This window comes from Streptomyces sp. NPDC004065 (assembly GCF_044903565.1).
Taxonomy (GTDB): domain Bacteria; phylum Actinomycetota; class Actinomycetes; order Streptomycetales; family Streptomycetaceae; genus Streptomyces.
On record NZ_JBJDQT010000043.1, the window covers coordinates 37,371 to 48,648 of the forward strand.

Consider the following 11,278-nt stretch of genomic DNA (forward strand, 5'->3'; position numbering starts at 1 on the left):
TGCACCCTCCCCGAACAGGGGAGCCAGGAAAACCAGTAACATGCGGCGCCATGAGCTCCCCCACTGGGCCCGCCGGCCTGCCTGTACGAATGCCGCGCCCCCGCCAGCCCGGGCGGCACCGCCGACCCGAACCGCTGGCGGCTCCCGAGGGCGCGCCCGCGCTCGTCCTCGCGGTGCCGGGCACGCCCGGGACCGCCACGCGCGGTCTCGCCGAGGAGGTCGTGAGCATCGCCCGCTCCGAGCTGCCCGGCCTCGACGCCCGGATCGGGTACCTCGACGGGGACGACGAGGAGTTCCCGACCCTCCAGACCGTGCTCGCGCGCGCGGCCGACGAGCGCACCGCCCGCTATGAGCAGGCGCTCGCCGCGGGCGTGGAGGCCAAGGAGCCGGAGGGCCCGGTCGCGGTCGTCGTGCCGCTGCTGGCCGGTCCGGACAACGCGCTGCTGCGCCGGCTGCGCCAGGCCGTCATGGACAGCCGGGTCGCCGCGGAGCTGACCGACGTGCTCGGCCCGCACCCGCTGCTCGCCGAGGCGCTGCACGTGCGTCTGTCGGAGGCGGGTCTGGCCCGCGCCGACCGCGCCCGCCTGTTCACCGTGGCGACCGCCGCGGACGGCATCGTGCTGGCCTCGGTCGGCGGTGAGGAGGCCGTGCAGGCCGCCGGCATCACCGGCATGCTGCTCGCCGCCCGCCTGGCCGTGCCCGTGATGGCCGCGGCGCTCGACGAGGAGGGCTCGATCGCCTCCGTCGCCGAGCAGCTGCGCTCGTCCGGTTCCCAGCAGCTGGCCCTGGCGCCGTACCTGATCGGGCCGGAGATCGAGCCGGAGCTGCTGCAGGCCGCCGCCGAGGAGGCGGGCTGCTCCGCCGCCGAGGCGCTCGGCGCCTACCCGGCGATCGGCAAGCTGGCCCTGGCCAAGTACACGACGTCTCTCGGCATCGCCCCGCCGCAGCCGCAGGGCGCGCCGGTCCGCTGAGCCCCGCGTCACCGCCCGGGCCGCACACCGTGCGCCGTGGGCCCGCCCCCCCGCTGCCGGAGGGCGGGCCCTCGGCGTACCGGCCGCCGCCACGCCGCCGGTGATCCGCGGACCCGCCGGGGATCCGCGAACCTGCCGGGGATCCGCGGACCCGTGCGGCACCGAGCCGGGCCGCGCGCCGGCGTGCGCGCTCAGCCGATGACCACACAGGACGCCGCGGGCACCTGGACGGCGCCGGCCCACTCGGGAACTCCGGTCCCCGGGTGCACGGCGAACCAGGTGACGTCCCCGGAGCGCTCGTTCGCGACGTACAGAAAGCCGCCGGACAGGGTGAGGGCGCGCGGCCAGTGACCGCCGCAGGGCACGGTGGCGACCGGCCGCAGCCGTTCCCCGCCCTCCTCGACGGCGAACACCGACAGCATGTCCGCGCCGCGCGTGGCGGTCCACAGGAACCGTCCGTCGGGCGCGACCACCACCCCGGAGGGGTAGGCGTCGCCGGCCGGGGCGTCCGGCAGGAGCGGCGTCTCGGTCAGCGGTCCGAGGGTGCCGGCCCGCGCGTCCCAGCGACAGACGGTGACGGTGGGGGTGAGCTCGTTGACGACGTAGGCGTGGTCGCCGTCCGGGTGGAAGGCCAGGTGGCGGGGTCCCGAGCCGGGACGCAGCGCGACCTCCCGGTGCACCGCGAGCCGCCCGTCCGTCAGTGTGCACACGCGCACCGAGTCGGTGCCGAGGTCGACGCTCACGATCCACCGGCCGCTGGGGTCCGGCTGGACCTGGTGGGCGTGCGGACCCCGCTGCCGGCGTTCGTGGGGGCCGGAGCCGGTGTGCCGCAGCACGTCCGAGGGGGCGCCGGCGAGACGCCCGTCGGCACGGACGGGAACCGCGCTGACGCTGCCGGAGCCGTAGTTCGCGGTCAGGACGTGGCCCGCGGCCAGGCTCAGATGGGTCGGGCCGCTGCCGTCGATCCGCACCGGTGGCCCGCTGGGCTCGATCGTCTCCCCCTTCACCCGGTACGCGGCGACGGCGCCGTCCTCCGTCTCGCTGACCGCGTAGAGCATGCGGCCGTCCGCCGACAGGGCCAGGTAGGAGGGGTCCGGCACGCCGTCGGCGCTGCCGAGCGGGGTCAGCGCGCCGCCGTGCCCGGCGACCGCGGCGGTGACGATGCCGGAACCTCCCGCCGCCGTGAACGATCCGATGAACGCCCGCCGTCGCCGCCTGTCGCCGTCCGCCACCGCTGCTTCCCCTCTCCGCCGGCCCGTCGGCCCGCCGTGGGCGACGCTAGCAGTTGATCAAGCCAGGTCTAGACCAACGCGCCGAGGCCGAGGGGGCGCCGACGCCTGGCCGGCGCACCGACCCGTTCCTGCCGGCCTCCCACGGCACGGCCGGCATGCACGCGGGCGCATCCCACGGCCCGGCAGGCACGCACGCGGGCGTCCCGCGGCCCCGGCGGGGATGTACGCAGGTGTCCGGCACCGCGGCCGGATGCACGAGCCGTCACGCGCCGGCCGGGTTCAGCAGCCGTCACGCCCCGGCCGGGTTCACCCGGCCGTCAGGCGCCGCGGCCGGAGTCGCGCAGGCGTCCGCCGCCCACCCCACCGGGAGCGCGCGCACGTCCGCCACCCGCGCCGGGGCCACGCCCGTGCCCACCATCCCCCCCCGCCGGCGTCACGCAGGCATCCGGCAGAACCCGCTGAGGCCTCGCAGGCATCCGCCGCCCCACCGGCGTCGCGCAGGCATTCACCACCCCCCACGGGCCGCGCCCGTGCCCGGCACCCCGCCGGGCCGGGGATCAGGCAGGCATCCGCCACCTCTGTGCCCGGCGCCCCCACCGGGGTCGGGCACGGGTCCGGCGACCGGCGGGGTCGTACCCGCGGCCGCGCCCCCGCCGGGTCACGCGCCGGCGAGTGGGGATCCGGAGGGGGCGCGCAGTGGTGCGGCGAGTTCCGCCAGCGCGTGCTCCAGGCCGTGGACGTGGGTGAGCGCCACAGGGGCCGGCGCCGGCCGGACGGTGCCGGAGGTGCCCTGCCCGGGGGCCGCCGCTGTGGGGGCCTGCTCGGGGCCGCCGGTGGTGAGCGCCTCCACCGCGGCCTCGACCCGCAGGCACGCGGCGGCCAGGCGGGCGTCGTGGGAGGCTTCCGGGTCGGCGGCGACGGCGACGAGGCCGCGGATCTCGCGGGCGCAGTCGTCGAGCAGGGCCAGCACCCGACGGGCCCGGCGCCTGCGGCCGCGCATCGGGTTCAGCGGGTGGGTGAGCGGGGCCACGGAGATCCGTACCCGGCCGAGCAGCTGTTCGAGCTCGGCGACCAGGGGCGCCGGGTCGGCGTCCGCGACGCCGGCGAGCCGCGCGGCTGCCTCGGTGGTGCACGCGTGGACGCAGCGCAGGGCGCGCTGGATCCACGCCCCGGTGACGGCGTGGGTGCTGACGGGCAGGACGAACAGCACGGCCAGCCAGGCCCCGAGCGCGCCCACGGCGGTCTCGCCGAGCCGCACGGCGAGCAGTCCAGGACTCAGGACGCCCAGCAGGCCGTAGAGCGACTCCGCCAGGACCGTGACCCACAGCATCATCCAGGTGTAGGACACGGCGGCCGTGTAGAAGATGCCGAAGACGCCGACGGCGGCGAGGGCGGCCGTCGGCAGCGCGGCGCCGTGCAACGGGAGGACGGCCGCGGCGCCGAGTCCGGCGCCGAGGGCGGTTCCGAGCACCCGGCGGAAGCCGCGGACCAGGGTCTCGCCGCGCGAGGCGGTGTTCACGAAGACCCACCAGGTGGCGCCGACGGCCCAGTACCAGCGCTGCCCGGACAGCAGCTGGCCGGCCACGAGCGCGAATCCGGCGCCGGCGGTCGCCTGGACGGCCTGCCGGGTGGTCACCCGCGCCAGTCCGGTGCCGGCCGGCGACGGCGGTACGGCGGCCGGGGGCCGGCCTCGCTCGTAGCACCACACCCCGAACCGGACCGCGGCCGCCGTCGCCACGGAGAGCAGGACGGCGACGGCCAGCTCGGGCAGCTGCCCGGGCGTGGCGTGCAGGAACTGGGCCACGAAGAAGGTCATGAACGCGAACACGCCGAGGCTGTGCCCGCGCGGTCCCCAGCGGCGCGCGTACACGCCCGCGCCCACCACGGCGAGGAAGGCGAGGTCCCGCGGCACGGGGTGGTCCTGCAGCCCGGCCGCGACCGCCAGTACGGGCAGCCCCACGGCCGGCAGCAGCGCCGTCGTGACGGCCTGGCCGCGGACCGTGGGGTCGGCGACGGTGAACAGGGTGAGCAGCGCGGCGAGCCCACCGGTCACGACGCCCGGCAGGGAGTGCCCGGCCACACCGCAGACGGCGGCCGCGAGACCGATGCCGAGGACCGCGCGGGTGGCGAAGCGCAGCCTCGCCCGCCCCGGGTCCGGCGCCATGAACACCCTCTTCAGCACCGCGTACCGCCCCCCTCGGAAGACCTGGAACGCCCGGTCGGAACGCCGGGCCGCCGGGAACCCCGGCATGAAAAAGGCGCCGCGGGAATCCGCAGCGCCATCGACCGGTCCATGAGAACATCACCACCGCCCATGGCTCAAGCGAGCCCGCCACGACTGGGCCAATGGCTCACTTCAGGGCCCCGGAAGGGCGTCGCCACCGGGCCATTGGGCGGCCGCCCGTGGTCCACTCCTGCCGGGCCTTGCTGAGCCATTGGTACCGTCGGAAGTGATGGGCCGAGCCAGTCGGTCACTACTACGACGCCAGGAGACCCGCACCGCGATGGCCGTGGACGAACTCGACACCCGCATCCTGCGGCTGCTGCTGGAGCAGCCGCGCACCAGCGTCCGCGAGTACGCCCGGATCCTCGGCGTCGCCCGCGGCACGCTCCAGGCACGCCTCGACCGCCTCGAGCGGGACGGCGTGATCACCGGCACCGCTCCCGCCCTCTCCCCGGCCGCGCTCGGCCACCCGGTGCTGGCGTTCGTGCACATCGAGGTCACCCAGGGGCACCTCGACGACGTCGGGGAGGCGCTCTCCGGCGTGCCGGAGATCGTCGAGGCGTTCTCGATCACCGGCGGCGGGGATCTCCTCACCCGGGTCGTCGCACGCGACAACGCCCATCTGGAGGACGTGATCCAGAAGCTGATCAGCCTGCCCGGTGTGGTGCGCACCCGCACCGAGGTGGCGCTGCGCGAGCGGGTCGCGCACCGGCTGCTGCCGCTGGTGGAGTCGATCGGCCGGACGGCCGGGAAGTGACGCGGCGGACCGCCCGACGGTGACGCCCGTCCGACGGTGACGCCCGTCCGACGGTCACGGCCGCCCGACGGTGACGGCCGCCCGACGGTGACGGCCGGCCGGCGCTGAGGGCCGGCCGGGGGGACGGCTGCGCCCCTACGCGCCCCGGCGCGGCCTCCCGCGTCCGGAGCCCTGGCCGGCGCCCTTGCCGGAACGGCCGCCCTGCTGCCCCCGCCCCGTACGTCCGCTGCCGCCCTGGCCGGTGCGGTTCTTCTGGCCGGCCCGGCTCCGGGCGGGCTTGCGCGCGCCGGTTCCGTCGCGGCTCTCGCCCCGTGGCTGTCCCTTCGGCTGTCCCTGCGCCGGGGCCTGGGTGCGTCCGCGGGTGCTGTTCAGGGTCCGGCCCCGCACGATCCCGATGAACTCCTCGACCAGATCGGTGTGCGCCTCCTCCGGCCAGCTCAGCGCGACACCGGACTGCGGGGCGTCGGTCACGGGCCGGTAGGTCAGGTCGCGCCGGTGGTACAGACGGGCCAGCGACTGCGGCACGATCAGCACGCCCACGCCCGCCGCGACCAGTTCCACGGCGTCCTCCGTGGTGGCGGGCCGCTCGAAGGCGGGTTCCCCGGGCGGGCTGTCCCAGCCGAGCACGTCGTCGAGGGGGTGGAGGACGACCTCCTCGGCCAGATCCCCGAGCGACACCTCGTCGGCCGCCGTGACCAGGTGGTCCTTGGGCACGACCACCACCGTGGTCTCGGTGTAGAGGGGGATGGCGCTGAAGAAGGCGCGGTCCACCGGCAGCCGGACCAGTCCCGCGTCCGCCGAACCGTCGCGCAGTGCCCCGGGCGCCGCGGCGGCCGGCAGCTGCACGAGGGCGAGCGGGACGTCCGGCAGACGCTCGCCCCAGATCCGCGCCCACTTGCCGGGCGTCACCCCGGGAACGTACGCGAGCCGGAAGGAGGGGGAACTGTCCGAGCCTGTCACGCCGCCAGGTTACCCGGCGTGGCCGGAGCGCCCCCGCGCGGTCGATAGTCTGGACACCATGAAGTCGCACCAGACCACCCAGACGATGAAGCCCGCCACCGCGGCGAAGAAGCTGGGTGTGTACCTGCCCGCCACGCCCTCCGAGTTCCGGGAAGGCGTCGTCTCGCGCGCCGAGCTCAGCCGGCTCCAGGCCGACCCGCCCGCGTGGCTGCGGGACCTGCGGCGCGACGGCCCCCACCCCCGCCCGGTGGTCGCGGCCAAGCTGGGCGTGTCCATCGCGGGTCTCGCGCGCGGTGGGGTGACCGAGGCGCTGACCACCGAGCAGATCGAGGCCCTCAAGCAGGAGCGGCCCGAGTGGCTGGAGAAGGAGCGCGCCACCCAGGCCGAGGTCCGCAAGGAGGCGGCCCGTCTGAAGCGGCGGGACGCCGAACGCGCCGAACAGGCCGAGGGTCCGCGCCCCTGACCCGCGCTCCGACGCGCACCCCTGACCCGCCGGTCCGACGCGCACTTCGGACCCGCACCCCGGACCCGGACCTCTGACCCGCACCCCGGCCCGGACCTCTGACCCGCACTCCTGACCTGTGCCCCTGCCCCGCGCCCCTGAGGCCCGCCCCCGCGCGGCCCGTGCCTCAGGCGGCGCGGGCGCCCCGCCGGTCCGTCGTGTCGCGGTGGATCGGCGTACCGGAACCGGTCAGCGGCGCGCCGGTGCCGCCGCGCCGGACCGCGACGATCTCCGCGGCGATGGACAGGGCGGTCTCCTCGGGGGTCCGGGCGCCGAGGTCCAGCCCGATCGGCGACCTCAGCCGGGCCAGCTCCCGCTCCCCCAGCCCGGCCTCGCGCAGCCGGCGCTCGCGGTCCGCGTGGGTGCGCCGCGAGCCCATCGCCCCGACGAACGCGGCCGGCATCCGCAGCGCGGCGCGCAGCAGCGGTACGTCGAACTTGGCGTCGTGGGTGAGCACGCACAGCACCGTGCGCGCGTCGGTGCCGGTGCGCCGCAGGTAGCGGTGCGGCCAGTCGACCACGACGTCGTCCGCCTCCGGGAAGCGCGCCCGGGTGGCGAAGACGGGCCGGGCGTCGCAGACCGTCACGTGGTAGCCGAGGAACTTGCCCGCCCGCACCAGCGCGGCGGCGAAGTCGACGGCGCCGAAGACGATCATCCGGGGCGGCGGCACGTTCGCCTCCACCAGCAGCGTCAGACCGCCGGGGCAGTGCGATCCGTCCTCCGACAGCTCCACGGTGCCCGTGCGGCCGGCGTCCAGCATCGCCCGGGCCTCGGCCGCCGCGGTGCGGTCGAGCTCCGGATGCGCCCCCAGTCCGCCTTCGAACACGTCAAGGTCCTCTCCGGACCCGTCGCGGTCCTCCCCGGACCCCTCGCGGTCCGCTCCGGACCCGTCGTGGTCCTCTCCGCCGGCCGGCGCGTCGGGGCCGCCCCGGCGCGGGCCGTCGCCGGCGTCGTCCGGGCGCACCAGCAGCGCCGCGCCCAGCAGGGCCTCCGGGCCCCTCACCACCCGGGCCAGGGCCACCGGTTCACCGCGGACGGCCGCGGTCAGCGCCTGCCCGAGCACGGCCCTGACCGGCGTCCCGGCGGTGACCGGGGTGACCATGACCTCGATGATCCCGCCGCAGGTCAGGCCGACGGCGAAGGCGTCCTCGTCGCTGTAGCCGAAGCGTTCGAGGACGGTCGTGCCGTCCCGCAGCGCCTGGGCGCACAGGTCGTAGACCGCCGCTTCCACGCAGCCGCCAGAGACCGAGCCGATGGCCGTGCCGGCGCCGTCGACGGCGAGCGCGGCGCCGGGCCCGCGCGGCGCGCTGCCGCCGACGGCGACCACGGTGGCGACGGCGAAGTCCCGGCCGTCCTCGATCCAGCCGTGCAGTTCCTCCGCGATGTCAAGCATGCGGGGCCTCGCCCGCCGCCCGCAGGACCCGGTCGGGGCGGATGGGCAGATCGCGGTGGCGTACCCCGGTCGCGTGCCAGACCGCGTTGGCGACGGCCGCCGCGGCGCCCACGATGCCGATCTCGCCGATGCCCTTGATGCCGACGGGGTCGTCCGGGTCGTGGTCCTCCACCCAGTCCACCTCGATGTGCGGGACGTCGGCGTGGGTGGCGACGTGGTAGCCCGCGAGGTCGGCGCCGTAGTGGCCGCCGGACGCCCGGTCGCGGACCGCCTCCTCGTGCAGGGCCATGGAGATGCCCCAGGTCATGCCGCCGGCCAACTGGTTGCGCGCGGTCAGCGGGTTGACGATCCGCCCGGCCGCGAAGATGCCGAGCATGCGCCGCACGCGCACCTCGCCGGTGGCGACGTCCACGGCCACCTCGGCGAACTGCGCGCCGAAGGAGTGCCGTTCCTTGCGCGAGAGGGCGCCGACGGCCGCGGTGGTGTCGGACCGTACGGTGATGCCCTGCGGCGGGATGCCGGTGTCCAGGGCGAGCCGTTCGCGCAGTTCGCCGGCCGCGGCCTGGACCGCCCAGGCCCAGGAGCGGGTGCCCATGGAACCGCCGGCGATCATCGCCGGCCCGAAGTCGCTGTCCCCGATCCGCACCCGGACCCGGTCCGGCGTCACCCTCAGTGCGTCGGCGGCGATCAGGGTGAGCGCCGTACGGGCGCCGGTGCCGATGTCCGCGGCGGCGATCCGCACGGTGAACGTGCCGTCCGCCTCGGCGGTCAGCACCGCCGTGGACGGCGCCGCCCCGGCGCCGAACGAGGCCGCCGCCGTGCCGGTGCCTAGCAGCCAGCGGCCGTCCCGGCGCACCCCGGGACGCGGGTCGCGCCGCGCCCAGCCGAACCTGCGGGCGCCCTCGTGGAAGCAGGCCGCGAGATTGCGGCTGCTGAAGGGCAGCCCGGAGACCGGTCCGTGGGCGGGCTCGTTGCGCAGCCGCAGTTCGATCGGGTCGATCCCGCAGGCGACGGCGAGTTCGTCCAGCGCGGACTCCAGCGCGAACGAGCCGGGTGCCTCGCCCGGGGCCCGCATCCACGTCGGGGTCGGCACGTCCAGCCGTACGACGCGGTTGGCGGTGTGGTGGGCGTCGGCGTCGTACATCACGCGCGCGTGGCCTGCGCTCGGTTCGACGAACTCGTGCACGGTCGAGGTGAGGCTGAGGGAGCGGTGCTCCAGGGCCCTGAGCCGTCCGTCGGCGTCCGCGCCGAGCCGGACGCGCTGTGCGGTGGGGCTGCGGTAGCCGGCCAGCGAGAACATCTGACGCCGGGTCATGACGACCCGGACCGGGCGTCGCAGCAGGGACGCGGCCATGACCGCGGCGACCTGGTGGGCGCGCACGCCCTTGCTGCCGAAGCCGCCGCCGACGTGCTCGGAGCGCACCCGGACGGCGGACGGGTCGAGCGAGAACAGCTTCGCCAGTTCGCCGACGACCCAGCCGGCGCCCTGGTTGGAGTCGACGAGCTCGAGCCGGCCGCCGTCCCAGCGGGCCGTCGCGGCGTGCGGCTCCATCGGGTTGTGGTGCTCCTCGGGCGTGGTGTACTCGGCGTCCAGTACCACGGCGGACGCGGCGAGTTCGGCCTCCAGGTCGCCCTTGGCGGTCACCGCGGGCATGTGGCCGTCCGCGTCGTAGGCGTCCGGGCGTGCGGGGTGGAAGTCGATGTCGTGCGGCTCCGGCTCGTACTCCACGACGAGCGCCTCGGCGGCCTCCCTGGCCTGCTCCGGCGTCTCGGCGACCACCAGGGCGACCGGCCAGCCCAGGCTCGGCACCCGGTCGTGCTGGAAGACGGCGCAGGTGGGGTCGGGGCGGACGCCCAGCATCCCGATGTAGTCGGTCTCCAGGCGGGGGGCGTTGCCGTGGTGCAGCACGGCGAGTACGCCCGGCATGGCGAGCACCGGGCCGGTGCCCAGGGAACGGATGCGGCCGCGGGCGACGGTGGACACGGCCAGCCAGCCGTGGGCGAGGCCGGCGAAGGGGATCTCACCGGCGTAGCGGGCGGCTCCGGTGACCTTCTCCAGGCCCTCCACGCGGGTGTGCGCGGTGCCCACGGCGCCGGTGGCCGCGGCGCCGGCGTCCGCGGGGGCGGTGGTGCGGGGTGCGGCCGTGGTCATCGGGCTGCCTCCTCGGCGAGTTCGGTGAGCACGGCCACGACGAGGTTGCGCATCAGGGTCACCTTGTAGGCGTTGTGGGGCAGGGGGCGGGCGGCCGCGAGCTCGGCGTCCGCTGCGGCGGCGAAGGCGGCGGCGTCGGCGGGCGCGCCGGCCAGGGCCCGTTCGGCGGTCCGGGCCCGCCACGGCCGGGAGGCGACGGCTCCGAGGGCGAGGCGTACGTCGTGCACGGCGCCGTCCCGGACGTCGAGCGCGGCGGCGACCGAGCCGATCGCGAAGGCGTAGGAGGCGCGTTCGCGCACCTTCCGGTAGCGGGAGCGGGCGGCGACCGGGGCGGGTGGCAGGGTGACGTGGGTGATCAGCGCTCCGGCGGGCAACTCCGTCTCCCGGTGCGGGGTGTCGCCCACGGGACGGTAGAGGCCGGCCAGGGGCAGCTCGCCCGGGCCGTCGGCGGTCTCATAGGAGACGACCGCGTCGAGGGCGGTCAGCGCCACGCCCATGTCCGAGGGGTGCACGGCCACGCAGTGCGGTGAGGCGCCGAGGACGGCGTGGTTGTGGTGCTCGCCCTCGATCGCGGGGCAGCCGCTGCCGGGGACGCGCTTGTTGCACGGCTTGGTCACGTCGGTGAAGTAGCCGCAGCGGGTGCGCTGGAGCAGGTTGCCGCCGACGGTGGCCATGTTGCGCAGCTGCCCGGAGGCGCCGGCCAGCACGGCCTGGGCCAACGCCGGGTAGCGGCGGCGTACTTCGGGATGGGCGGCGAGGTCGCTGTTGGTGACGGTGGCGCCGACGCGCAGTCCGCCGTCCGCGGTCGGCTCGATGCCGTCCAGGGGCAGCCGGCGCACGTCGACGAGACGGGCGGGCCGCTCGACGCCGGTCTTCATCAGGTCGACCAGATTGGTTCCGCCGCCGAGGAAGCGGGCGTCCGGGTCGGCGCCGAGCAGCGCGAGCGCGCCGGCGACGTCGTGGGCCCTGTCATAGCCGAACTCCCTCATGCCGCCCTACCTTCTTGAGTGCGTCCCGCGAGTTCGCGACTCTGGGACTGCGCGGGTGGGGCAGGGATGGTTTTCATGCTGGCTGCCCTTGATGGCTC

Annotated in this window: 9 protein-coding genes; 3 read left to right on the forward strand and 6 right to left on the reverse strand. The window is 76.4% G+C overall.

Going from position 1 to position 11,278, the window contains the following annotated elements:
• Positions 1-50 precede the first annotated feature (50 nt).
• Positions 51-971, forward strand: a complete 921-nt coding sequence (locus tag ACI2LW_RS31705; protein WP_404734711.1) for a sirohydrochlorin chelatase — start codon at positions 51-53, stop codon at positions 969-971.
• A gap of 191 nt (positions 972-1,162) precedes the next feature.
• On the opposite strand, the gene ACI2LW_RS31710 is transcribed toward ACI2LW_RS31705, so the two are convergent.
• Together ACI2LW_RS31710 and ACI2LW_RS31715 are read right to left on the reverse strand one after the other, a co-directional pair.
• The gene (locus ACI2LW_RS31710; protein ID WP_404734712.1) at positions 1,163-2,203 is read right to left on the reverse strand and encodes a lactonase family protein; all 1,041 of its coding nucleotides are present in this window, start codon (positions 2,201-2,203) and stop codon (positions 1,163-1,165) included.
• A gap of 658 nt (positions 2,204-2,861) precedes the next feature.
• Positions 2,862-4,385, reverse strand: coding sequence for an FUSC family protein (locus tag ACI2LW_RS31715; RefSeq protein WP_404734713.1), 1,524 nt, complete (start codon positions 4,383-4,385; stop codon positions 2,862-2,864).
• A 322-nt stretch (positions 4,386-4,707) separates the two neighbouring features.
• Here ACI2LW_RS31715 and ACI2LW_RS31720 point away from each other — a divergent pair, with 322 nt between their 5' ends.
• Positions 4,708-5,184 (forward strand): Lrp/AsnC family transcriptional regulator, encoded by a 477-nt coding sequence (locus ACI2LW_RS31720; protein ID WP_404734720.1) that lies wholly within the window; start codon positions 4,708-4,710, stop codon positions 5,182-5,184.
• A 135-nt stretch (positions 5,185-5,319) separates the two neighbouring features.
• On the opposite strand, the gene ACI2LW_RS31725 is transcribed toward ACI2LW_RS31720, so the two are convergent.
• The gene (locus tag ACI2LW_RS31725; RefSeq protein WP_404734714.1) at positions 5,320-6,144 is read right to left on the reverse strand and encodes a LysR family substrate-binding domain-containing protein; all 825 of its coding nucleotides are present in this window, start codon (positions 6,142-6,144) and stop codon (positions 5,320-5,322) included.
• A gap of 58 nt (positions 6,145-6,202) precedes the next feature.
• On the opposite strand from ACI2LW_RS31725, the gene ACI2LW_RS31730 reads away from it, so the two are divergent.
• The gene (locus ACI2LW_RS31730; RefSeq protein WP_404734715.1) at positions 6,203-6,607 is read left to right on the forward strand and encodes a DUF5997 family protein; all 405 of its coding nucleotides are present in this window, start codon (positions 6,203-6,205) and stop codon (positions 6,605-6,607) included.
• Positions 6,608-6,773: 166 nt separating this feature from the next.
• Here ACI2LW_RS31730 and ACI2LW_RS31735 read toward each other — a convergent pair whose 3' ends face one another.
• From ACI2LW_RS31735 to ACI2LW_RS31745, 3 genes are read right to left on the reverse strand one after another with little or no spacing between them, the layout of a single operon-like run.
• Complete coding sequence (locus ACI2LW_RS31735) at positions 6,774-8,039, reverse strand: XdhC family protein (protein WP_404734716.1); 1,266 nt, start codon at positions 8,037-8,039, stop codon at positions 6,774-6,776.
• Positions 8,032-10,191: a xanthine dehydrogenase family protein molybdopterin-binding subunit gene (locus ACI2LW_RS31740; protein WP_404734717.1), complete on the reverse strand. Its 2,160-nt coding sequence runs from the start codon at positions 10,189-10,191 to the stop codon at positions 8,032-8,034. The genes ACI2LW_RS31735 and ACI2LW_RS31740 overlap by 8 nt, the downstream gene beginning before the upstream one ends.
• Complete coding sequence (locus ACI2LW_RS31745) at positions 10,188-11,180, reverse strand: FAD binding domain-containing protein (RefSeq protein ID WP_404734718.1); 993 nt, start codon at positions 11,178-11,180, stop codon at positions 10,188-10,190. Before ACI2LW_RS31745 ends, ACI2LW_RS31740 begins: the two co-directional genes overlap by 4 nt.
• Positions 11,181-11,278 lie beyond the last annotated feature (98 nt).